A 22045-nucleotide genomic window follows, 5' to 3' on the forward strand; every position below is an offset into this window, starting at 1 on the left:
CGGTCGCACGTCAACCACCTTGGCCGGGGCGGATCTCCGCGAGGCCGTGGCCGTGGATCCGGAACCGCTCGGCCGGTCATCCGTCGTGTATCGAGCCGTGTATCGACTCCGTCGCGTCAGCCCGTCGGCGGCAGCCGCAGCGTGACGACGGCCCCGCCGTCGGCGGCGTTCGAGAAGAGCAGCGACGCGCCGATGACCCGGGCCTGGCCCGAGGCCACGGTCAATCCGAGGCCATGACCGCGGCCACGCTCGGCCGCGCCGGTGCGGAAGCGCTGCGGCCCTTCCGCGAGGAGGCTGTCGGGGAAGCCGGGGCCGTGGTCGCGGACGACGACCGTCGTTCCCTCCACTGTGACCTCGACCGGCGCGGCGCCGTGCCGATGGGCGTTACTGAGCAGGTTGGCGAGGATCCGGTCGAGCCGGCGCGGGTCCGTCCCGACCACCACGGGCGCGGCGCCGACCGCGAACCGCGCGTCGAGGCCGGTGCGGGCCAGCGAGCCCCGGACCAGGTCGGGGAGGGCGACGGGCCGCAGGTCGGCGCGTTCCACACCGGCGTCGAGACGGGAGATCTCCAGCAGGTCCTCGACGAGGGTGCGCAGCACCCGGACCCGGTCCCGCACAAGATCGGTGGCTTCGCTCTCGGGGAGCAACTCGGCCGAGGTGACCAGGCCCATCAGCGGGGTGCGCAACTCGTGCGCGACATCGGCGGTGAAGCGCTGCTCACTGCGCAGCCGGTCCCGCAGGCTGTCGGCCATGGAGTCGACCGTGGCCGAGATCTCGGTGATCTCGTCGCCCGCCCGGCCGCCCACCTCGGTCCTGGCGGCCAGGTCGCCCGAGGCGATGCGCCGTGCGGTGCGCGCCACCCGCCGCAGCCGCCGGTTGGGGAGTTCGGCGGCGAGGGTGGACAGCGGCACGATGACGGCCAGCGCGGCCAGCGAGTACTTCCACATGTGCCGGTCCAGGGCGCGGCGGCTGAGCTGGTCGGACGTCATGTCGATCGCGATCGCCGCCAGGCGGCCACCGGACAGCCGCCGCCCGGCCCACATCCGCGGTTGGTACGGGTTGCTCTCGTCGTATACGGCAGCGCTTCCCCGGGCCCGGACCATCCGCACCAGTTTCGGCGGCATCTCGCCGGGGGTGTGCACAAGGGCGTCGGACCCGCTTCCACCGCCCGGGGCGAGGGCGGTGTCCAGGGCGGTGTACGCCTTGCCGGCGCCCTCGTTCATGGACCGCTCGTACGTGCTGTGGTGCACCAGAAGGCCGACCGTCAGCGCGATGCCGCAGCACGCCGCGGCCACCAGCAGGGCGATCTTCCAGCGCAGCGAGCGCCAGTTGAGCAGGGCGCGTGGCCGGGTGAGCAGGGCACGGGACGTTCCCACGTCAGCGCCTCAGCTTGTAGCCGAAGCCGCGGACCGTCTCGATCCGCCCGGCGCCGATCTTCTTGCGCAGCCGCTGCACACACAGGTCGACAACGCGGCTGTCGCCGTCCCAGTCGTACTCCCAGACGTCGCGCAGCAGCGTCTCCCGGTCCAGGACGATGCCGGGGTGCGCGGCGAACTCCAGCAGCAGCCGCAGTTCGGTGGGCGCCAGCGCGATCGGCTCACCGGCCAGGAACACCTCCAGGCCCCCCGTGTCGATGGCCAGGTCCCCGAAGCGGAGCCGGGCGCCGTGGTGGTGGCGCGGGCCGGGCTGGGGACCCGGCCCGGAGCCGGCCGCCGCCGGGGCGGCCGGATCCGCTGACACCGCGGCCGGTGGATGGGTGGCCGATGGGCAAGTGGCCGGTGAAGAGGTGGCCGGTGGATACGTGGCCCGCCGCAGCAGCGATCGGATCCGGGCCACCAGCACCGCGGTGTCGACCGGCTTGACGACATAGTCGTCGGCGCCCGCCTCCAGGCCGGATATGACGTCCAGATCGTCGCCGCGCGCCGACATCATCAGGATCGGGTCCACGCTGGTCTCCCGGATCCGGCGGCACAGCCCGATGCCGTCGAGCCCCGGCAGCATCACGTCCAGCAGCAGCAGATCATGCCCGCCCGCCCGGAACAGTTCGAGACCGGTCAGCCCGTCACCGGCCGTGGACACGCGGTAGCCGTAGCGCTCCAGAGCCATCGCGACCGACCTGCGGATCACCTCGTCGTCCTCCACGAGGAGGACCGTGATGGGCAGGGGACCACCGCCACCGGCGGCTGTATGCGACATTCTCACCAACCTGTGCGAAGGGGGACTCCCATCATGCCGTTATGTCACGAGCTCTTCGGCGGCTCCGGGGCCACCCAGTCCGGGTGGCCCGCCATGGGCGGAGTCTTCTCGTCGTACAGCCAGCTGTTGATGTACGCGGTGAAGTCCCGGCCGCTGATCTCGTTCGCCACCGCGATGTAGTCCCGGGTGTCGGCGTTCCTGCCCCGGTACCGGTCGAAGAAGGTCCGCTCGATCTTCTTGAAGACGTCGTCACCGACCTGGTGGCGCAGCCCGGCGAGCATCAGCACACCCGCGTTGTTGCCGCCGACCAGCGCGTCGATGGCCTCCTTGGGCCGGTTCGGAGGGCCGCTCGCGGCACGGCTCTCGGGGTCGAACTCGTACCGCGCCTTGAGCACGGTGTCCAGGTCCCGCCAGCCCTGATCCACGGTGTAGAGCAGCTGGTAGTAGTCGGCGTGGCCCTCGCTGATCCAGTTGGTGTCCCAGTTCGAGACCGCGAGTGCGTCCCCGAAGTACTGATGCACCATCTCGTGGACCATGGTCGGTTCGAGCTGCTCCGCCGGCCCCTGGAGGTTCTCGACGGCGAACGTGGACAGGGTCGCCGATTCGAAGGCCACTCCCAGATAGCCATCGGGCACCCCGAGCACCCCGTAGGTCTCCAGCGGGAACGGCCGGCCGAGCTCCTTCTCGAACCAGGAGAGCTGGTCCGGGATGCGGTCGACCAGCGGCTTGGCCGCCTCGTACGCGTCGGTGTCGACATAGCTGCGCAGCGGCAGCCCGTGGGGGCCGCGGCCCCGGATCTCCTTGTAGTGCCCGACACCTACCTGGACGACCTGGGTGGAGATCTCGTCGGCGGTCGAGAAGACGGTGGTGGCGTCGTCGCCCGACGTCGTCCGTGAGCGCAGCGTCCCGATGCCCACGGCCTGAAGGTCCTTCGGCGCGGTGACGCGGAAGGTGAACCGGGCCTTGTCGGTCGGGTAGTCGTTGGCGGGGAAGAACATATGCGCCCGGTCCGGCTGGCCGAACACCACGAAGCCGTCCTTCTTGTTCACCCACGGGGTCAGGCGCGGCGCGGGGCTGGTCGGGTCGCCGGGCCGGGTCCGGTTGTCGTTCCGGTCGACGCGGTAGGCGATGTTCACATCGAACGGCCGGCCCTTGCCGAGCGCCTGCCGCGGCGTGATGTCCAGCTTCTCATCCGCCTTGTCCACGGTGAAGCGGGCCGGCTCGCCCTGGACGGTGACCGTCTTGATCTCATCTACGGCCGCGTCGAGGCTGAACCGGGACAGCGCCTGGGTGGCGGTGGCCCGGAGCCGCACGGAGGAGTCCATCAGCGTGGTGCCGGGCCGGTAGGTGTAGCCGACGTCGTACGAGCGGACGTCGTACCCGCCGTTGCCCAGATACGGCAGCAGCCGGTCACCGGCGCTCCGGGCGCCGGGGGAGGCCGGAGCGCCCGCGGGGGCACCGGCCCAGCCGGGCGGGCCGGCGGCGACGGTCGCCATCGCCGCCGTCGAGGCCGCCATGGCCATGAGCACGGTACGGCGGCGGCGCGCCCGATGGGTGGGGGCAGGGGACATCGTGACCTCCTACGGTGAGACCGGTGCGCCGCATCGGCGCACCGGCGTCACCTTGGGCGAAGGAGATCTCCCCTTCGGCGGAGCGGGGCCTCCGGGGCCGCTCGGCTGGGCATCAACCACGTATCAGCCGTCACCACCTATCAGCCGTGGACCCGGGCCCATCGCGGCGTGGATGGCGACACCGCACCGGCCCGACCCCCTACCCGTAGTACCTGGGGACTACCCCGCGGATGCACTCCCCGGTGGGACGCCAACCACACGGCCGACTCCATAACTTCCGTACTCACACCACCTGTCGGTACGGAAGGAACAGCCATGGCGTCCCGTCTTCGCCGCACCCTGCTCGCGGCGCTCGTCACCACTTCGGTGGTGGTGCCCCTGATGGGGGCCGCAGGGCCGAGCGAGGTGCCGGCGCCCGCACCCGTGGCACTGGGGCCCGTGAGCGTCCAGGGGCTGGATCACCGGTACGCGGCCAACCGGGAGGGGATCGCGGCGGCCGAGGCGATGGCGGCCCGGCACGGGGACCGCGCGCGGGAGCGTGCGCTGCGAAAGATGCGGAAGCCGTCGCGGCACTTCCTGTCCTTCGACGGACGGGACGGCGGCCGCGCCGTCGAGGTGTACGGGGACCTGGGCCGCGCCACGCGCGTCGCCGTGCTGGTGCCCGGTTCGGACACCAACCTGGAGACGTACGACCGGTTCCGGGCCGGGGCTCTCGCGCTCAGCCATCAACTCGGCAGCCGTACCGCGGTCGTCGGCTGGCTCGGGTACAAGACGCCGGGCACCGTGGCACCCCAGGTGCTGACCACGGGCCGGGCCGCCGGGGCGGCCCCCCGACTGGCCGCATTCGTAAGGGAGTTGAACGCGGCCCAGCCCCGGGCCCGGATCTCGCTGCTGTGCCACTCCTACGGTTCGGTGGTCTGCGCCCGGGCCGCGCGGGGGCTGAACGCCGCGGACATCGTCCTGTACGGCAGCCCCGGTACGGGATTCGACGACGCCCGGCAGCTGCACACCCGGGCCACCGTCTGGGCCGGGCGGGGCGGGAACGACTGGATCGGCGGGGTGCCGCATGTGCGGATCCGGCTGCTGGGCACGACCGTCGGCTTCGGGACCGATCCCGTCTCCGGGCGGTTCGGGGCACGGAAATTCGACGCGGGGGACGTCGGGCACAGCGACTATCTCAAGCCCGGATCCGCCGCTCTGGCGAGCATGGGCCGGATCGTGGAGGGCCGCTATGCGTAACATCTTCCGTACGCGTGACACGGTCCGTACGCGTGACACATTCCGCTTGCGTGATCTCGTCCGGCGGATCGACGCCGCCACCCCGCCCGACCGCGACCGTGCCGTGGACGCCCTGCGGGCCGTCGCCATCCTCGGCGTGGTGCTCGGCCACTGGCTGGTGACCGCCCTGGTCGCCGACAGCGGCACCCTGCGCGCGGCCAGCCCGCTGCTGTACCAGCCCGAACTCACCCCCGTATCCTGGGCGTTCCAGACCCTCGCGGTGTTCTTCCTGGTCGGCGGGCAGATGGGTGCCAAGAGCCACGCCTGCGCCCGCGCCCGGGGCATCAGCTACCGGCGGTGGCTGCGCGCCCGGCTGGCCCGGCTGTTCCGGCCCGTCGCCGCCGTGCTCGCCGTGTGGGCCGTGGCGGCGGGGGCGATGCTCGGCTCCGGGGTGAGCCTGCTGACCGTGCACACGCTGCTCAAACTCGTTATGTCCCCGCTGTGGTTCCTGCTGGTCTACGCGGTGCTCACGGCCGCGACCCCGCTGGTGGCGCGGCTGCATCCACTGTGGCCGCTCGCCGTCGTGCTCCATGTCGACCTGATCCGGTTCGGCTTCGGCGGCCCGGCCTGGCTCGGCTGGATCAATCTGGCGGCGGGCTGGCTGGTCCCGTACTGCCTGGGCGCCACCTGGGGCCGGGGCATGCTGCGCGGCCGTACGGCCGGGTGGGTGCTGCTGACCGGGGGCGCGGTGGTCACCGCCGGGCTCGTCCTGCTCGGCGGCTATCCGGCGGCGATGGTCGGGGTGCCCGGCGCCCCGGTCTCCAACCTCAACCCGCCCACCCTGGCCGCCGTCACCTTCGGTCTCGCCCAGTGCGGCGCGGCCCTGCTGCTCCGTGGCCCGCTTCGCCGGGTGATGGCGCGGCCCGCCGCGTGGGCGGCGGTGGCGCTGGTCAACCTCTCCGCGATGACCGTGTTCCTGTGGCACCAGACCGCGATGATGGCGGTGAGCGTGACCACGCTGCGGCTGTACGGGCCGCTGCCCGGGCTGCATACCGTGCCCGACGGCCTCGGCTGGGTGCTGGCGCGGCTGTGCTGGCTGCCGGTGTTCGCGGGGGCGCTGCTGATCTGCTGGGCGGCGTTCCACACGTACGAGGCGGGGCGGCCGCGCAAGGGCGGTGGCGGGGTCGTCCGCGGTGGTGGCGTCGTCCGCGGTGGGAGCCGCATCGTTCGCGAGGGACGTTCGGCCCGGGAGGCCCGGCATGTGGAGAAGCCCAGTGTCTAAAGTCAAGGGCATGACGGGCGGGCGGATGGCGGACCGGCTGGCGGAGGGGGCGCGCGCCCTGCCGCGCACGATGGGCGAGGGACTGCGGGCGGCGCCGGGCATCCTCCGTGCGGACCTGTGGACGATGGCGCGCGACCCGCTGCCGCGGATGCGCTGGCTGGGCCGGCTGCCCCATGGCCATGTGGTGTTGTTCGCGGTGCTCATGGCCTGGCTCAGCATGGCGCAGTTCCAGGAGCCCGCCCGCCCGGGGACGGCCCAGGACCCGGTGCCCCTGATCGGTCTCGTGGTGCTCGAAGCGCTGGCCGTCCAGCTGGCGCTGACCCGCCCGATACCGGCGTGGTGGCTCTCGACCGCCATGCTGTTGGTGACGGCACTGGCGGTGGACGGCCGTGTCCCCGAATATGTGCTCTACCCCTGGAACTACGGCCAGATCGCGCTGCACACCGTCGTGCTGCTCCTCCTCGCGCTGCGGGTCCGCCCCCGGATCGCCGCCGAGGCGCTGATCCTGACCCTGCTGGTGGGGGCGGTCACCGCGGCCCTCGCCACCCGGCCCCACACGGACGGCCTGGACGAGGCGTTCGTGTCCTTCACCACCGCCGTGGTGGTGGGCGCAGCGCTGCGGGGCCGCCGGGTGGCGCGGAGGCGGCTGGTCGAGCAGGAGGAGCTCACCGCGGAGGAACGGGCCCGGCGCACCCTGCTGGAGGAGCGCAACCGCATCGCCCGCGAGCTCCACGACGTGGTCGCCCACCACATGTCGGTGATCTCCATCCAGGCGCAGGTCGCCCCGCACCTGGCCGAGAACCCCAGCGACGACCTCAAGGAGAACCTCGCGGGCATCCGCCAGAACGCCGTCGAGGCGCTGGCCGAACTGCGCCGCGTGCTGGGCGTGCTGCGCTCCGAGGACGCCCTGGCCGACGGCGCCCGGCACGCCCCGCAGCCCACTCTGGACCGGCTGGACGAGCTGGTGGGCACGGTGCGCGGGACCGGAATCACGATCCTTACGGATGTCACCGGGGAGCGGCGGCCGCTGCCGCCAGGTGTCGAGCTGTCGGCGTTCCGCATCGTGCAGGAGGCGCTGAGCAATGTGATGCGGCACGCGCCGGGCGCCCAGGCGCGGGTGGAGCTGGGGTACCAGCGGCGCGGGCTCACCGTCCGGATCGTCAACACGACCCCGGACCGGCCCGCCCCGCCCTCGCCGGGCGCCGGGCACGGGCTGCTCGGGATGCGGGAGCGCGCTGCGATGCTAGGGGGTGAGCTGACCACCGGCCCGACGCCGGACGGCGGTTACGAGGTGACCGCCGTACTGCCCACGCACCGCCCCGACCCGTCCACCGCCGCGACCGAAACCGCCGAGGACCCCGCATGACGACGACCATCCGCGTCCTGATCGCCGACGACCAGATGATGGTCCGCCAGGGCTTCACGGTGCTCCTCAACGCCGAACCGGACATCGAGGTCGTCGGCCAGGCCGTGGACGGTGCCGACGCCATCGACCAGGTCGCCGAGCTGTCCCCGGACGTGGTCCTGATGGACATACGGATGCCGGGAGTCGGCGGTATCGAGGCCACCCGCCGGCTCACCGAACCCGCCGGGGCCACCGTCAAGATCCTGGTCCTCACCACCTTCGACCTCGACGAGTACGTCTACGAGGCGCTGCGCGCGGGCGCGTCCGGGTTTTTGCTGAAGGACGCCTCGGCGGATGAACTGGCCCATGCGGTACGGGTGGTGGCGGCCGGGGACGCGCTGCTGGCGCCGAACATCACCAAGCGCCTGATCGGCGAGTTCTCCCGGGTGAGCGCCGCCGCCCCGCGCGGTCCCCTCCGGGACCGGGTGGGCGATCTGACGGAGCGCGAGACCGAGGTGCTCACTCTGATCGCCCAGGGGCTGTCGAACGCGGAGATCGCCGCACGGCTGGTGGTGGCCGAGCAGACCGTGAAGACCCATGTGAGCCGGATCCTGTTCAAGCTGGGGCTGCGCGACCGGACCCAGGCGGCGGTCTTCGCGTATGAGACGGGGCTGGTGCGCCCGTCCTCGTTCTGACGGGCCCGCCCTTCCGGCTCCCCGGCGCATGACTTCCTCACCGGTAAGGGCGGCTTTCTGCAGGTTTTCACCCACGGTCCGACCGGGATGCGGATGGGCGAGGACGGTGTGCGGCTCGACCCGATGCCGCCGCCGCAGCTCCACGACGGCGTCACCCTGCGGGGGCGGCACTGGCGGAGCCGCGCCTACGACGTGGCCATCGGCCCGCACCGGACGACCGTAAGGCTGACCGAAGGCGCGCCGATGCGGATCGAGACCCCGCGGGGCGGAGCGCAGCTCGTGAGCCGGGGCGCGCCCGCGGTGCTCAAGACCCGCCGCCCCGACCTCGAGCCGACCGACAACGTCGCGCGCTGCGGGAAGGCGACGACGAGCACGGAGGAGCCCGGGATGTACGCGGGCGCCGCCGTGGACGGCGACGCGGCCACCGCCTCTGGGTCCCCGACGCGGCCCAGGCACGCTCACGGCCGATCTCGGCCGCGCCGTGCGCCTGGCGAAGGTCGGCCCGGAGTGGACCCGCACCCGGCCCGCCTCCCATGAGGTGCGGACCTCGCTCGACGGCCGCCACTGGCGCGAGGGGACGACCGGCCCGGCCCGCTTCGTGCGCGTCACCGTGCGGTCGGCGGACGACAAGAAGCGCGCGGGCATCGAGGAGTTGCGGGTGACCCGGGCCAAGTGACGCCCTGGGCGGCCGGGATGGCGCGATCCATGGACATGCGATCCATGTACGGAGGATGGGATCCGTGCGCAGCGGGTGCGGTCCGTGCATGGAGGATCAAGGCACTGTGCACAGGATGCCAATGACATCCCGGCCCCGCTCGGCCCATGCTGATCAGTGACGGGTGAGCAGGGTTACCACGGGGGGAGCCCCGCTCACCTGTTCGTCCACAGCGCCGTATGGCGGAAGTCCCGTGGGGGGACGCCATAGGCGCCGCGGAAGGCACGGCTGAAGTCCGCGGCGTGGCTGAAACCCCAGCGGGCGGCGATGGCATGGATGGGGGTGTCGCCCAGAGCGGGATCGGCGAGGTCGCGGCGGCAGCGTTCCAGGCGCTGGGCGCGGATCCACGCGGAGACCGTGTGCCCCTGCTCCTCGAAGAGGCGGTAGAGGTACCGGAGCGAGATGTGATGGGCCGCGGCGATCGACGCCGGGGTGAGCCCCGGGCTGTGCAGGTTCTGCCGGATGAATTCCTCGATGCGTAACCGCAGGGTGCGCCGACGGCTCTCGGGGGTGAGCCGGTGCTCGGCGCGCGCCTCGGCACCGGCGTCCAGCTCATGCGCGAGCAGCGCGTTGAGCAGATCGACGGCGACGGTGCCGAGGCGCGGTGCGTCGGCCGGGCCGTAGCGGTCGGATTCGGCGGCCAGCCGGATGAGGAAGTCGGCGAGCATGGCCCCGATGCCGGACCGCCCGGACAGCCGCTGCCCGAGCAGCCGGTTGAGCTCGGCCGCCGGGAACGGCAGCAGTGAGGGGTGGAGGGTGATCGTCATCCCGTCGACCCTGCCGCGCTCGCACACCGCCAGATACGGCGTGGAGGTCGAGGTGAGCATGAGCTGCCGGGCGCCGACCGTGGCTTCGATGTCCCCGTGGCGCACATCGCTCTCACCGCGCAGGGTGAGCCGCAGATGGTAGAGCTCCGGGTCGGAGCGCCGGATATGGGCCGCCGTCCGCTCGTTCCGCAGTGACGGTACGGAGGTGGAGGTCAGCATCACCTCGCCGAGGCTCACTCCGCCCCGTACGCTCGCGCGGAAGTCGTGCTCGTGGTCGCTGCGGAGCTCCATCGGGATCGCAGTCAGCTCGCACAGGGCGCGCCAGGCCGCGAATCGCTCCGCGGGCGGGATGTCGTCGATCTGGAGCCCCGTCACGATCATCACCCTTTCGCCGTACGGTGGTGAGCTTTTCGGTGGACGCGACCTTAGACAGCCCTGCCAAGTGTTTGATGAACGGTCCGGTAGTGAACAGTCCGCTTTTGGGCGATTCCGCGAACGCGTATCCGGGCGGGGTGGAGCGGGCCGAGGGGCGGCCCGGCCGGATGTGACCCGGTCCGATTGTTGCTGAAGGATGAAATCCGCACATCAGTGTGTTGGTGCCGTCCGGAAGCGTGTGCGGATCGGGAGGTCAACGGGTGGCGGACGTAGCGACGGGCGCAACGGATGAAACGGGCAAAAAGGATACGGGCGGGCCGGATGCGGACGGGCCGGATACCGGGCAGGGCTGGGTAAGGCGGCTGTTCGGCTACTGCTGGCTGTACCGCAAGGATGTGCTGCTCGCCCTGGGTGCCTCGCTCGCCGGAATGGCGGTCATGGCGCTCGTCCCGCTGGTGCCGAAGCTGATCATCGACGATGTGATCGTCCAGCAGGACCGGTCGCTCGCCCCCTGGGCCACCCTGCTGATCGTCGCCGCCCTCGTGGTGTACGTCCTCACCTACATCCGCCGCTTCTACGGCGGACGGCTCGCCCTCGACGTCCAGCACGCCCTGCGCACCGAGATGTACGCGTCCATCGCCCGCTTCGACGGCAGACGGCAGGACAACCTCTCCACCGGCCAGATCATCGGCCGGGCCACCAGCGACCTCCAGCTGATCCAGGGCCTGCTCTTCATGGTGCCGATGATGATCGGCAACATCCTCCTCTTCCTGGTCTCGCTCATCGTGATGGTGACGCTCTCGCCGCTGCTCACCGTCGTCGCCCTCGCTGTCGCCCCCGCCCTGTGGATCCTCGCCTCGCGCAGCCGCATCCGGCTCTTCCCGGCCACCTGGTACGCCCAGGGGCAGGCGGCCGCCGTCGCGGGTGTCGTCGACGGGGCGGTGACCGGTGTCCGGGTGGTCAAGGGGTTCGGGCAGGAGGCGCAGGAGACCGACAAGCTGCGGGCGGTCGGCCGCCGGCTGTTCGCCGCCCGGCTGCGGACCGTACGGCTGAACTCCCGCTACACCCCCGCCCTGCAGGCCGTCCCGGCCCTCGGCCAGGTCGCCATGCTGGCGCTCGGCGGCTGGATGGCCACCCGCGGCCAGATCACCCTCGGCACCTTCGTGGCCTTCTCGACGTATCTCGCCCAGCTCGTGGGCCCGGTGCGGATGCTCACGATGCTCCTGACCATCGGGCAGCAGGCGCGGGCCGGGGTCGAGCGGGTCTTCGAGCTCATCGACACCGAGCCGGTCATCGACGAGCGCCCAGGCGCCAGGGAGCTTCCCGAGGACGCCCCGGCGACGGTCGAGTTCGACCGGGTGAGCTTCGGCTACGACCCCGGGCGCCCGGTGCTCTCCGAGGTGTCCCTGCGGATCGAACCGGGCGAGACCCTCGCCGTCGTGGGCGCCTCCGGAAGCGGCAAGTCGACGCTGTCCATGCTGCTGCCGCGCTTCTACGACGTGTCGTCGGGCGCGGTGCGGATCGGCGGCCACGATGTGCGGGAGCTGACGTACGACTCGCTGCGCGGCGCGGTCGGGCTGGTGCCGGAGGACAGCTTCCTCTTCTCCGACACCGTGCGCGCCAACCTCGCCTACGGGCAGCCGGACGCGAGCGAGGAGCGGATCCGGGCCGCCGCCCGCGCCGCCCAGGCCGACGGCTTCATCTCCGCGCTGCCGCACGGCTATGACACCGAGGTCGGCGAGCAGGGGCTGACCCTCTCCGGCGGCCAGCGCCAGCGGCTGGCCCTGGCCCGCGCGATCCTCACCGATCCCCGGCTGCTCGTCCTCGACGACGCCACCTCGGCGGTGGACGCGCGCGTCGAGCACGAGATCCACGAGGCGCTCCGGGGCGTCATGGCGGGCCGTACGACTCTGCTGATCGCCCACCGCCCCTCCACGCTCGCCCTCGCCGACCGCATCGCGGTCCTGGACCGGGGCCGGGTCGTGGACGTGGGCACCGACGAGGAGCTGAGGGCGCGGAGCGCCGTGTACCGGCGGCTGCTGGCGGACGACGCCCAGCCCGCCGCCGCCCGGGGCGGGGACGATCCGAAGCACGCGGTGGGCCTCGCCGGAGCGTTCGCCGGGGAGTCCGCGGCGACGGCGCTGGTCGAGCCCTGTCTCGACGGTGAAAAGCACGGAGACGGCGAGCAGGTGGCGGAACTGCCGCCGCACGGGGACGGCGGCCAGGTGGCGGAACTGGTGCCGCACGGGGACGGTGACCACGTGGCGGAACTGCTGCCGCGCGGCGGGGACGACCCCGAGCATGCCGACGGCTGCCCCCGGCCCGGCGGGGTGACCCCGGAGCTGTGGGTGCGGCCCGATGGTGACGGCCGTAAGGACGACACGGCGGCCGGGTCCGGGGCGGCGGCCGTGGCCGGGCCCGGGATCGCGGGGGCGCTGTCCGGGATGCCCGCCACTCCCGAGCTGCTCGCCAAGGTCGCCGCCCTGCCGCCCGCCACCGACACCCCCGACATCGACGAGGAGCAGGCCGCCCGCCCCGAGGAGACGTACGGGCTGCGGCGGCTGCTGCGCGGCTTCGGGGCGCCGCTGGCGGTCGCGCTGCTGCTCGTCGCCGTGGACGCGGTCGCGGGGCTGCTGCTGCCCGTGCTCATCCGGCACGGGATCGACCAGGGCGTCCAGCGGCTCTCGCTCGGGGCCGTGTGGGCCGCCTCCGGGCTCGCGCTTCTGGTCGTTCTCGTGCAGTGGGCCGCCCAGATCGGCGAGACGCGGATGACCGGGCGAACCGGTGAACGGGTGCTCTACGCACTGCGCGTCAAGATCTTCGCGCAGCTGCAGCGGCTCGGCCTCGACTACTACGAGCGCGAGCTGAGCGGCAAGATCATGACGCGGATGACCACCGACGTCGACGCGCTGTCCACGTTCCTCCAGACCGGCCTGGTCACCGCCGTCGTCAGCCTGCTGACCTTCTTCGGCATCCTGGTCGCGCTGCTCATCATCGACGTGGGCCTCGCGCTGGTGGTCTTCCTGACCCTCCCGCCGCTCATCATCGGCACCGTGGTCTTCCGGCGCCTCAGCGTCAAGGCGTACGAACTGGCCCGCGAGCGCGTGAGCGTGGTCAACGCGGATCTGCAGGAGAGCGTGGCGGGGCTGCGGATCGTGCAGGCGTTCCGGCGCGAGCGGTCCGGCCGGGAGCGGTTCGCGGCGCGCAGCGACGCCTACCGCCAGGCGCGGCTGCGCGGTCAGCGGCTGATCTCGGTGTACTTCCCGTTCGTCCAGCTGCTGTCGTCCGTGGCCTCCGCGCTGGTGCTCATCGTGGGCGCCGGGCGGGTCGGGGACGACACGCTGACGGCCGGCGCTCTGGTGGCCTATCTCCTCTACATCGACCTGTTCTTCGCCCCCGTCCAGCAGCTCTCCCAGGTCTTCGACGGCTATCAGCAGGCATCGGTGTCACTGGGCCGCATCCAGGAGCTGCTGCGCGAGCCCACCACCACACCGGTCGCCGACGACCCGCGCCAGGTGCGCACGACGCGCGGCGAGATCGCCTTCGACGATGTGCGGTTCCGGTACGGGGACGACGAGGAGGCGCTGGCGGGCATCTCGCTCACGATCCCCGCGGGGCAGACCGTGGCGTTCGTCGGGGAGACCGGGGCCGGGAAGTCCACCCTGGTCAAGCTGGTGGCCCGGTTCTACGACCCGACCGGGGGCGCCGTGCGGGTGGACGGCGTGGATCTGCGCGAGCTCGACCTCGCCGGGTACCGCGGCCACCTCGGGGTGGTCCCGCAGGAGCCGTATCTCTTCGCCGGGACGGTGCGCGACGCCATCGCCTACGGACGGCCCGGCGCGAGCGACGCGGAGGTGGAGGCCGCCGCGCGGGCGGTCGGCGCCCATGCCATGGTGGCGTCGCTGGACGGTGGCTATCTGCACGAGGTCTCCGAGCGCGGGCGCAATCTCTCCGCCGGGCAACGGCAGTTGATCGCGCTGGCGCGCGCCGAGCTGGTGAACCCTGACATCCTGCTGCTCGACGAGGCCACGGCCGCGCTCGATCTGGCCACCGAGGCCCTGGTCAACCAGGCCACGGACCGGCTGACGGGACGGCGCACCACGCTGGTCGTCGCGCACCGGCTGACCACCGCCGCTCGTGCGGACCGGGTGGTGGTCCTGGACCACGGCCGGGTCGTCGAGGACGGCACTCATGAGGAACTGGTGGCGCGGGACGGCCGGTACGCCGCGCTGTGGCGCACGTTCATGGGCGAGACGGCCCCCGCGACCGTCTGAGCGCGCCGCTGGAAGTGCTCCGACCTGCCGTCGATCGTCTGCGGCGCCGTCGTGGCCGGTCGCGCCCACGCGGCGGAGCCGCACATCGACACAGCCCCGCGCCCCTTCAGGGCGTCTCCCGAGCCGCGGCCGACTTCCGGCGATCCGCCGAGAGCGCCACTTGGAGCCCGCCGAGAGCTCGCCGGTGGCCCCGCCGTCGCGTGGGCCCTTCGTCGCGTGGCAGCGCGGCGGATGGGCCCGCGTCGCAGGGGCCTGTGGGTGGTGTGGTGCGGTGTGCACCCGGTCATCCGCCGTACGGCGGTGACGCTCAGCGTTCGCCCGCTGTTACGTACGGTAACATCACGGTTCCATGCCGCTGGCCCTCGCTATGGCCTCCACCTCCCGCCGGTCCTGCTCCCGCTGCTCCGCCTCGGCCGCCACCCGCTGCTTGTGGCGGTGCAGGAAATCGGGGTCCCCGGCCCGCTCCTGAGGCACCAGCACCTTCATGCCCTTGGCGTGCGGGCTGTCGCCGAGGTCGACCACCACCCGCTCGTCCTGGGAAGTGAGCAGGCCGAACAGCACCAGCAGCTCGGCCTGGAGAGCGGGGGTGAACAGCTCTTTCTCCTCCGGCCCCATACCGAGCTCGTACGTCCCCCCGCGGACGGCCGGTGAGGTGCTCAACTCGCGCAGCAGCCGCATCAGCAGCTCGAGCGAGCGGGGATCGATTCGTTCCTGCAATTCGTTCAGATACCGCGTCAGCCGCTCGGCCCGTTCACTCCGGTCGTGCCGTTCGTCTCGGTCCATACAGGCAGCATGAGCCATCACAGCCCGCTACGAAAGAGGGCGACGGTAACAACTCTCCGTATTCGGCGTCGTGTTGGAGCATCGACGACCTCTGGCGACCCGAGTGTGTGCCCGGATAGGTTCTCGGCGGCCTGTGCGAATTCTCGGGCCACAAGGGTCATCACGGCAACAAGGGGAGGGTGCATGCGCAAGATGCTCAGATGGCTGGTGGCGCTCGCGATACTGATGGGGGCGGTCGGTGCGGGCGCCGGAGGCGCGTCCGCGGAGCCGGCCGCCCCCGCTCAGCCGGACATCAAGGAGCGCGTCCTGGCGATTCCCGGAATGCGTTTCGTGGAGGAGCAGCCCTACGAGGGCTATCGCTTCCTCGTCTTCACCTACGCCCAGCCGGTGGACCACCGGCATCCCTCCAAGGGCACCTTCCAGCAGCGGTTCACCCTGCTGCACAAGGCCACCGACCGGCCCACGGTCTTTTACACCTCGGGCTACAACGTCACCACCGCACCGCGCCGCAGTGAGCCGACGCAACTGGTGGACGGCAACCAGGTGTCCATGGAGTACCGTTTCTTCACTCCCTCCCGGCCCCAGCCCGCCGACTGGTCCAAGCTGGACATCCGGCAGGCCGCGAGCGACCAGCACCGCCTCTACCGGGCCCTGAAGCCCATCTACGGCAAGAAGTGGCTGGCCACCGGCGGCAGCAAGGGCGGTATGACGGCCACCTACTACCGCCGCTTCTACCCGCACGACATGGACGGCACCGTCGCGTATGTCGCGCCCAATGACGTGGTCAACAAGGAGGACTCCTCCTACGACCGCTTCTTCGCGGGCGTCGGCACGGCCGAATGCCGCACCAAGCTCAACGCGGTGCAGCGCGAGGCGCTGGTGCGGCGCGACGAGATCGTGAAGCGCTACCAGAAGTGGGCGGACGACGAGGGGCAGACCTTCACCGTCGTCGGCAGCGCCGACAAGGCGTACGAGAACGTGGTCCTGGACCTGGTGTGGGCCTTCTGGCAGTACCACCTGCTGAAGGACTGCGCGGATGTCCCCGCCCCGACCGCGTCGACCGACGAGCTGTACGGCTTCATCGACGAGATCTCGGGTTTCTCCGCCTACACCGACCAGGGCCTGGAGACCTACACGCCGTACTACTATCAGGCGGGCACCGAGCTCGGCTCGCCCACCTTCAAGACCCCGCACCTGGACGGGCTGCTGCGCTACCCCGGCATCTACGCCCCGCGCAACTATGTGCCGCGCGACATCCCGATGCGGTTCAAGCAGGGCGTGATGCGGGACGTCGACAGCTGGGTGCGGCATGACGCACGGCGGATGCTCTTCGTCTACGGCCAGAACGACCCGTGGGGCGCCGAGCGCTTCCGGGTCGGCAAGGGCGCCAAGGACTCTCATGTCTACACGGTCGCCGGCGGCAACCACGGCTCCAGCATCGCCCAGCTGACGGGCGAGGAGAAGGCCGAGGCCACCGCGGAGGTGCAGCGGTGGGCGGGCGTCAGCCCGACCAGCAAGCCGCTCGCCCGGCATGACGCCAAGCTGGACCGCCGCGAGGTCGAGCGCCGACCGGTGCTGAGGCCGTAACGGAGCCCATGCGCGACGGAGCCCATGCGCGGGCGAAGGGGGGGTGTCCGCCCCGGCGGGCACTCCCCCTTCGCGGGCAAACTGGATCACGTCTCCATCCCTATCCGCACCCGTGGACATGATCCGAAGGACACCACGATGGACCTGAAGCTGACGGGCCGCCGGGCCCTCGTGACCGGTTCCAGCTCCGGGCTCGGCGCGGCGATCGCCCGGCTGCTCGCCGCCGAGGGCGCCGATGTCGTGGTGCACGGCCGGGACGAGGCCCGGACCCACGGGGTGGCGGAGGAGATCGGCGCGGCCGCCGTGGCGATCGGCGACCTCGCCACGGACCAGGGGCCGCGCGCGACTTCGTGCCCAACGACATCGGCCGATTCGGTCGCCCCCGAGGAGATCGCGGGCGCCGTCGCCTATCTGGCCGGTCCCTACGGCGCCTACGTCAGCGGCGCCACGCTCCGCGTGGACGGCGGCACGTCCGCTCGGTGATCTGACCGGCGCTCAATACCCCAGCCCGTGCCCGATCGGGTACAGCACCCGGGACGGGTCGTCCGCGCGCCGCACCGCGACCGGCAGCTTGCCGCGCGGGGTGACCCGCCCCGCGATCACCCGGGCGGCGGCGCGCAGCTCCACATCCGTCCAGCAGTACGTGGCCAGCGACGCCCCGGGCTCCGTGCCGCGTCCGCCCAGTCGCGCGATGTCGTACGGATCGCGCAGCGCCAGATGCACCACCGGCACCCCGGTGGCCACCAGCCGTGCGACCAGGGTGCGCTGGGCGGATCCGGAGGCGATGTCGTACGTCGCCACGATCACCGCGTCCCGCCCCCGCGCCGCCGCGACTGCCGCCTCGATCCGTTCGGGCGAGGGGCCGGGCGAGCTGGCCGTGCCGGTGGGCAGCGCCTTGGCCGCGAAACCGAGCCCGGACAGGGCGCGGGCCAGGACGGCCGTCGGCGGGCCACCGGTGCCCGAGGGCGCGGCGGCGTCCACCCCCACCACCAGCAGGTCGTGATGGCGGCCCGGTGACAGCGGCAGCAGCCCGCCGCGGTTGGTGATCAGGGTGGTGGTGCGCTCGGCGATCCGGTCCGCGGTGGCCCGGTGCTCCCGGGTGCCCACCGTGCGGTTGACCGTGCGGTCGCTGGTGTACGGATCGTCGAACAGCCCCCGGCGCGCCTTGAGTTCCAGGATGCGCCGCAGTGAGCGGTCGATCCGGTCCTCGTCGAGCTCGCCCGCCCGGACGGCCTTGCGCACGCCCTCGAAGGCGCGGGGCAGGCTCGGCGGGTTCAGCAGCTGGTCCACCCCCGCCTTGAGCGCGAGCACCGGCACCCGGTCGTCGCCGTACTTCTTCCGCACCCCCTCCATGCCGAGCGAGTCGGTGACCACCACCCCGTCGTAGTCCAGCTCCTCGCGGAGCACACCGGTGAGGATGGGGCGGGAGAGCGTGGCGGGGTCGTCGGCCGGGTCGAGCGCGGGGAACAGCAGATGCGCCGTCATGATCGAGTCGATCCCGGCCTCGATCGCGGCGCGGAACGGCGGCGCGTCCAGCCGCTCCCACTCCTTGCGGGAGTGGGTGATCCGCGGAAGGCCGACATGGCTGTCCACGGAGGTGTCGCCGTGGCCGGGGAAGTGTTTGGCGGTGGCCGCGACCCCGGCGCTCTGGTAGCCCTCCACCTGGGCCGCCACCAGCCGGGCCACGGCCTTCGGATCGGCCCCGAAGGAGCGCACGCCGATCACCGGATTGGCGGGGTTGACGTTGACGTCCGCGATCGGCGCGTAGTCCTGCCGGATGCCGAGCGCGGCCAGCTCCGCCCCCGCGGTGCGGGCGGCCGTACGGGCGTCGGCGGCGCTGCCGCCCGCGCCGAGCGCCATGGCGCCCGGGAACAGCGTGGCGGGCGCGCCGACCCGGGCGACGGTGCCGTACTCCTGGTCGGTGGAGAGCAGGACGGGGACGGGCACGGAGGCGGCCAGCGCGGCCTTCTGGATGCCGTTGGAGAGCGCGGCGACCTGGTGGGGGTCGCGGATGTTGTGCGCCCAGCGGATGTACATCACCCCGCCCACGTGGTACTTCGCGATCAGCTCGGCGGCGTTGTCGACGCCGATGTCCTTACGGTTGGCCGCGATATCGGCGGGGTCGGGGTGGGTGGCCGAATGGCCGTACACCCGCATCACGAAGAGCTGGCCGATCTTCTGGTCCAGCGTCATCCGGCCGATGAGCTCGTCGATCCGCCGGCGGTCGCGCTCCTGGTCCCGGCCGGGCCCCGTGGTGGCTCGTGAGGGCGTCACGGAAGGGCCGCCGGAACCGGCGGTGGTGCGGCGCGCGGGGGCCGCGGGCGCGGGGGAGCTGTTCGTCGGCGCACTGCAGGCACCGGCCGCGGCGGCGGCCAGGGTGGCGGTGAGCAGGGCGCGGCGGGACGTCGTCGTGTGCACCCGCACTCCTTCCATGGGACGTTCGGAGGGGGCGGCCGAAGGTGGTGCAGGACACGCTGGGACACAAAGCGCGGCCGGGTCAAGGAGAGTTGGACTTTCTGACGGCCCGGAAGCGTAAAGGAAAAGACTCGTTAAAGACCGGGATCTGGTGCTCGTGCGAAACCGGCGCTAATGTATCGATCGGGTATGCGCACTATTTGTATGAGGCATCCGTTCTCGCTTAGGTTCCGTTTTCATGACCCTATCGACGGGTGCCAAGCCCCCCACACATATCGCCATGTTCGGCATCGCGGCGCACGGGCACGTCAACCCGAGCCTGGAGGTGATCCGCGAGCTGGTGGCACGCGGCCACCGGGTTACCTACGCCATCCCCGAGTCGTTCGCCGAGAAGGTCGCCGAGACCGGCGCCGAGCCGAAGACCTACACCTCGGTCCTCCACGGTGAAAATGTGCCGGGTGCCAGGGGCTCCGATCTGATCGACTACATCGAGCCGTTTCTCACCGAGGCGGAGCAGGCGCTGCCGCAGCATCTGGCGGCCTACGAGGGCGATGAGCCGGATCTGGTGATGTACGACGTCACGGCGTACCCGGCACATGTCCTCGCCCATCGCTGGGGCGTGTCCGCCGTCGAGCTGGCGCCCAGCTTCGTGCCCTGGGACGGGTACCGCGAAGAGGTCTTCGAGCCGATGTACGCGCAGCTGCGGTGCTCGGAGCGCGGCCGCGCCTACTACGCGCGCTACCGCGCCTGGCTCGACGACAACGGACTGGCCGGCACCGACCCCGACCGGCTCATCGGCCGCCCCAGCCGCTGTGTCGCCCTCATCCCCGAGCTGCTCCAGCCCAACGCCGACCGCGTCGACCCGTCCGTCTACAGCTTCGTCGGCGGCTGCCAGAGCGCCCGCCGCGACGTGGCGGAGTGGCGCCGCCCGGAGCGGGCCGCCGAGACCGACCGGATCCTGCTGGTCTCGCTCGGCTCGACCTGGACCAAGGAGCCCGGCTTCTACCGCGCATGCGTCGCGGCGTTCGGCGACCTGCCGGGGTGGTACGTGGTGCTGCAGATCGGCGAGTTCGTCGATCCGGCCGACCTCGGCGAGATCCCCGCCAATGTCGAAGTGCACAGCTGGATACCGCAGTTGAGCATTCTGCGGAAGGCCGACGCCTTCGTCACCCACGCGGGTGCGGGCGGCGCCCAGGAGGGGCTGGCCTGTGGGGTGCCGATGGTCGCCGTACCGCAGGCCGTCGATCAGTTCAGCAACGCGGACACGCTGGAGGCGCTCGGGGTCGGCCGCCATCTGCCCAAGGAGGAGGCCACCGCGTCGGCGCTGCGCAAGGCCGTGCTCGACCTGGTGGACGACCCCGAGGTGGCCGCCCGCTGCGCCGCGCTCAAGGTGCGGATGGCCGCCGAGGGCGGACCGGACCGCGCGGCGGACCTGATCGAGGCGGAGCTGCCCGTCTGACGGCTCCCCGTCCGACGGCCGTCGTAAGGGCGGACCGTGCCCCTTGGGGCCAAGGGCGGACCGTGCCCCCTCGGGCGCCGCCGACGCTCTGGGAGGGGTGTCGCGTCGGCGGCGGGGTGCTGCTGGCCGCGGGCGGTGGAGAGGTGGTCAGCGACGCAGTCAGCGGCGAGGCCGATTACCGCCATGCGGAGACTCCCCATCAGCACACCGCTTCGACGCGTGGCGGCCCGCGCCGGTTCCGCGCAGGGTGTGCGGAGCGCGGATCGGCGAGGAGGGGGCGTGCGCGCCCCAAGGGGGAGCATTGGGCGGCCAGTTGAGCCGGTGCCCTGCCGGTGCTCAGGCCGTGCGCTGCGCCCAGAGGCCGCCCAGCAGCCGCACCGTTTCGGTGATGGCGGGGCGGCGGGCCGCGCCGGTGCGCCACAGGGCGTACAGCCGCCGCACCGGGACCGGCTCCAGAGACAGCGCCAGCACCCCGTCCGGCAGCGGACCGCGCCCCAGGCGGGGCATGAGGGCGACGCCGAGACCGGCCGCCACCAGGGCGATCTGGGTGTGGTTCTCCGCCGCCTGATACGCCAGGTCCGGCTCATGGCCCGAGGCGCGCAGCGTACGGACCAGCCAGTCGTGGCACACCGACCCGGGCGGCTGGCAGATCCACCGCTGGCCCGGCAGGTCCTCGCGGCGCAGCGTCCGCCGTGCGGCCCGCTCGGCCAGCGGATGTCCGGCCGGGACGAGCAGATCGCACAGATCGTCGCCGATGACCGACCGTTCCTGCCCCTCCGGGGCGGGCAGCGGGGCGATGTCCCAGTCATGGGTCACCGCCAGGTCGATGACCCCCTGCGCCACCAGGTCCGCCGACAGATGTGGATCCACTTCGAGCAGCCGGGCGTCCAGGGAGGGATGCTGGGTCACGAGCGCGGCCAGTACCACGGGCATCAGTCCGCGCGCCGCCGACGCGAAGGCGCCGATCACCAGCCGGCCCGTCGGCTGTCCGCGTCGCTCCTCCAGGGTGGTCTCGGCCTCCTCGACGATGGCGAGCAACTGCTGGGCGGTGGCGGCCAGATGCCGGGCCGCGTCGGTCAGCGCGATGCCCCGGCCCTGCCGCTCCAGAAGGGTCGTCCGGGTCTCCCGCTCCAACTTGGCGATCTGCTGCGATACGGCGGACGGGGTGTAGCCGAGCGCGATCGCGGCGGCGCTGACCGAGCCGTGTACGGACACCGCGTGCAGCGCCCGCAGCCGGGCCAGATCCAGCATGGGCTCTCCCCTCACACCTTTGGTCGTTACCGCAGCTCTGACCGGTCCTGCATCTTTAACCGGTCCTGCATCTTTAACCGTTACTGCATCCAAGCATGAAGACATCCGCGCT

General features: G+C 72.1%; 17 protein-coding genes. 10 read left to right on the plus strand and 7 right to left on the minus strand.

Annotated elements, in window-relative coordinates:
• Nucleotides 1-116 precede the first annotated feature (116 nt).
• The 3 genes from ACFYOY_RS35060 to ACFYOY_RS35070 are packed head-to-tail and all read right to left on the minus strand — an operon-like array spanning nt 117 to nt 3767.
• Nucleotides 117-1376 carry a HAMP domain-containing sensor histidine kinase gene (locus tag ACFYOY_RS35060; protein ID WP_351889106.1) on the minus strand — a complete coding sequence of 420 codons (1260 nt, stop codon included), beginning with the start codon at nt 1374-1376 and terminating at the stop codon, nt 117-119.
• Between the two features lies 1 nt (nt 1377).
• Entirely contained in the window at nt 1378-2196 is an 819-nt protein-coding gene (locus ACFYOY_RS35065; RefSeq protein ID WP_388591492.1) for a response regulator transcription factor, read from the minus strand.
• A gap of 44 nt (nt 2197-2240) precedes the next feature.
• Nucleotides 2241-3767, minus strand: a complete 1527-nt coding sequence (locus ACFYOY_RS35070; RefSeq protein ID WP_351889095.1) for a M1 family metallopeptidase — start codon at nt 3765-3767, stop codon at nt 2241-2243.
• Between the two features lie 315 nt (nt 3768-4082).
• Here ACFYOY_RS35070 and ACFYOY_RS35075 point away from each other — a divergent pair, with 315 nt between their 5' ends.
• The 6 genes from ACFYOY_RS35075 to ACFYOY_RS35100 all read left to right on the plus strand — a co-directional run bounded on the left by ACFYOY_RS35075 (nt 4083) and on the right by ACFYOY_RS35100 (nt 8983).
• Nucleotides 4083-5006, plus strand: a complete 924-nt coding sequence (locus ACFYOY_RS35075) for an alpha/beta hydrolase (RefSeq protein ID WP_351889090.1) — start codon at nt 4083-4085, stop codon at nt 5004-5006.
• Nucleotides 4999-6267: an acyltransferase gene (locus ACFYOY_RS35080; protein WP_351889084.1), complete on the plus strand. Its 1269-nt coding sequence runs from the start codon at nt 4999-5001 to the stop codon at nt 6265-6267. The genes ACFYOY_RS35075 and ACFYOY_RS35080 overlap by 8 nt, the downstream gene beginning before the upstream one ends.
• On the plus strand, nt 6260-7633 hold the full coding sequence (locus tag ACFYOY_RS35085; RefSeq protein WP_351889078.1) for a sensor histidine kinase: 1374 nt from the start codon (nt 6260-6262) through the stop codon (nt 7631-7633). The genes ACFYOY_RS35080 and ACFYOY_RS35085 overlap by 8 nt, the downstream gene beginning before the upstream one ends.
• Nucleotides 7630-8307: a response regulator transcription factor gene (locus ACFYOY_RS35090; protein ID WP_351889073.1), complete on the plus strand. Its 678-nt coding sequence runs from the start codon at nt 7630-7632 to the stop codon at nt 8305-8307. Before ACFYOY_RS35085 ends, ACFYOY_RS35090 begins: the two co-directional genes overlap by 4 nt.
• An 87-nt stretch (nt 8308-8394) precedes the next feature.
• Nucleotides 8395-8844, plus strand: a complete 450-nt coding sequence (locus tag ACFYOY_RS35095) for a glycosyl hydrolase family 65 protein (RefSeq protein WP_351889069.1) — start codon at nt 8395-8397, stop codon at nt 8842-8844.
• A gap of 1 nt (nt 8845) precedes the next feature.
• Complete coding sequence (locus ACFYOY_RS35100; protein WP_388591496.1) at nt 8846-8983, plus strand: hypothetical protein; 138 nt, start codon at nt 8846-8848, stop codon at nt 8981-8983.
• 194 nt (nt 8984-9177) lie between these two features.
• Here ACFYOY_RS35100 and ACFYOY_RS35105 read toward each other — a convergent pair whose 3' ends face one another.
• Nucleotides 9178-10170, minus strand: a complete 993-nt coding sequence (locus ACFYOY_RS35105; RefSeq protein WP_351889961.1) for a helix-turn-helix domain-containing protein — start codon at nt 10168-10170, stop codon at nt 9178-9180.
• Between the two features lie 356 nt (nt 10171-10526).
• Here ACFYOY_RS35105 and ACFYOY_RS35110 point away from each other — a divergent pair, with 356 nt between their 5' ends.
• The gene (locus tag ACFYOY_RS35110) at nt 10527-14438 is read left to right on the plus strand and encodes an ABC transporter ATP-binding protein (protein ID WP_351889956.1); all 3912 of its coding nucleotides are present in this window, start codon (nt 10527-10529) and stop codon (nt 14436-14438) included.
• Nucleotides 14439-14777: 339 nt separating this feature from the next.
• Here ACFYOY_RS35110 and ACFYOY_RS35115 read toward each other — a convergent pair whose 3' ends face one another.
• Nucleotides 14778-15221 (minus strand): hypothetical protein, encoded by a 444-nt coding sequence (locus ACFYOY_RS35115; protein WP_078641555.1) that lies wholly within the window; start codon nt 15219-15221, stop codon nt 14778-14780.
• A 183-nt stretch (nt 15222-15404) separates the two neighbouring features.
• Here ACFYOY_RS35115 and ACFYOY_RS35120 point away from each other — a divergent pair, with 183 nt between their 5' ends.
• Both ACFYOY_RS35120 and ACFYOY_RS35125 read left to right on the plus strand, forming a co-directional pair.
• Nucleotides 15405-16808, plus strand: coding sequence for a S28 family serine protease (locus tag ACFYOY_RS35120; protein ID WP_388591498.1), 1404 nt, complete (start codon nt 15405-15407; stop codon nt 16806-16808).
• A 138-nt stretch (nt 16809-16946) separates the two neighbouring features.
• Nucleotides 16947-17291, plus strand: coding sequence for an SDR family NAD(P)-dependent oxidoreductase (locus tag ACFYOY_RS35125; protein WP_351889036.1), 345 nt, complete (start codon nt 16947-16949; stop codon nt 17289-17291).
• Between the two features lie 12 nt (nt 17292-17303).
• Here ACFYOY_RS35125 and ACFYOY_RS35130 read toward each other — a convergent pair whose 3' ends face one another.
• Entirely contained in the window at nt 17304-19226 is a 1923-nt protein-coding gene (locus tag ACFYOY_RS35130) for a glycoside hydrolase family 3 protein (protein WP_351889030.1), read from the minus strand.
• A gap of 235 nt (nt 19227-19461) precedes the next feature.
• On the opposite strand from ACFYOY_RS35130, the gene ACFYOY_RS35135 reads away from it, so the two are divergent.
• The gene (locus tag ACFYOY_RS35135) at nt 19462-20682 is read left to right on the plus strand and encodes a macrolide family glycosyltransferase (protein ID WP_388591501.1); all 1221 of its coding nucleotides are present in this window, start codon (nt 19462-19464) and stop codon (nt 20680-20682) included.
• A gap of 336 nt (nt 20683-21018) precedes the next feature.
• On the opposite strand, the gene ACFYOY_RS35140 is transcribed toward ACFYOY_RS35135, so the two are convergent.
• Nucleotides 21019-21933 carry a LysR family transcriptional regulator gene (locus ACFYOY_RS35140; protein ID WP_351889018.1) on the minus strand — a complete coding sequence of 305 codons (915 nt, stop codon included), beginning with the start codon at nt 21931-21933 and terminating at the stop codon, nt 21019-21021.
• Nucleotides 21934-22045: the final 112 nt, after the last annotated feature.

The organism is Streptomyces sp. NPDC007875 (assembly GCF_042868035.1).
GTDB lineage: Bacteria > Actinomycetota > Actinomycetes > Streptomycetales > Streptomycetaceae > Streptomyces > Streptomyces antimycoticus.

Bases quoted from the DNA above. Each gene is read 5' to 3' on its own strand.
- ACFYOY_RS35065 (WP_388591492.1), bottom strand. From the start codon at position 2,196: ATGTCGCATACAGCCGCCGGTGGCGGTGGTCCCCTGCCCATCACGGTC.
- ACFYOY_RS35070 (WP_351889095.1), bottom strand. From the start codon at position 3,767: ATGTCCCCTGCCCCCACCCATCGGGCGCGCCGCCGCCGTACCGTGCTC.
- ACFYOY_RS35075 (WP_351889090.1), top strand. From the start codon at position 4,083: ATGGCGTCCCGTCTTCGCCGCACCCTGCTCGCGGCGCTCGTCACCACT.
- ACFYOY_RS35080 (WP_351889084.1), top strand. From the start codon at position 4,999: ATGCGTAACATCTTCCGTACGCGTGACACGGTCCGTACGCGTGACACA.
- ACFYOY_RS35090 (WP_351889073.1), top strand. From the start codon at position 7,630: ATGACGACGACCATCCGCGTCCTGATCGCCGACGACCAGATGATGGTC.
- ACFYOY_RS35095 (WP_351889069.1), top strand. From the start codon at position 8,395: ATGCGGATGGGCGAGGACGGTGTGCGGCTCGACCCGATGCCGCCGCCG.
- ACFYOY_RS35105 (WP_351889961.1), bottom strand. From the start codon at position 10,170: ATGATCGTGACGGGGCTCCAGATCGACGACATCCCGCCCGCGGAGCGA.
- ACFYOY_RS35115 (WP_078641555.1), bottom strand. From the start codon at position 15,221: ATGGACCGAGACGAACGGCACGACCGGAGTGAACGGGCCGAGCGGCTG.
- ACFYOY_RS35120 (WP_388591498.1), top strand. From the start codon at position 15,405: ATGCGCAAGATGCTCAGATGGCTGGTGGCGCTCGCGATACTGATGGGG.
- ACFYOY_RS35125 (WP_351889036.1), top strand. From the start codon at position 16,947: ATGGACCTGAAGCTGACGGGCCGCCGGGCCCTCGTGACCGGTTCCAGC.
- ACFYOY_RS35135 (WP_388591501.1), top strand. From the start codon at position 19,462: ATGACCCTATCGACGGGTGCCAAGCCCCCCACACATATCGCCATGTTC.
- ACFYOY_RS35140 (WP_351889018.1), bottom strand. From the start codon at position 21,933: ATGCTGGATCTGGCCCGGCTGCGGGCGCTGCACGCGGTGTCCGTACAC.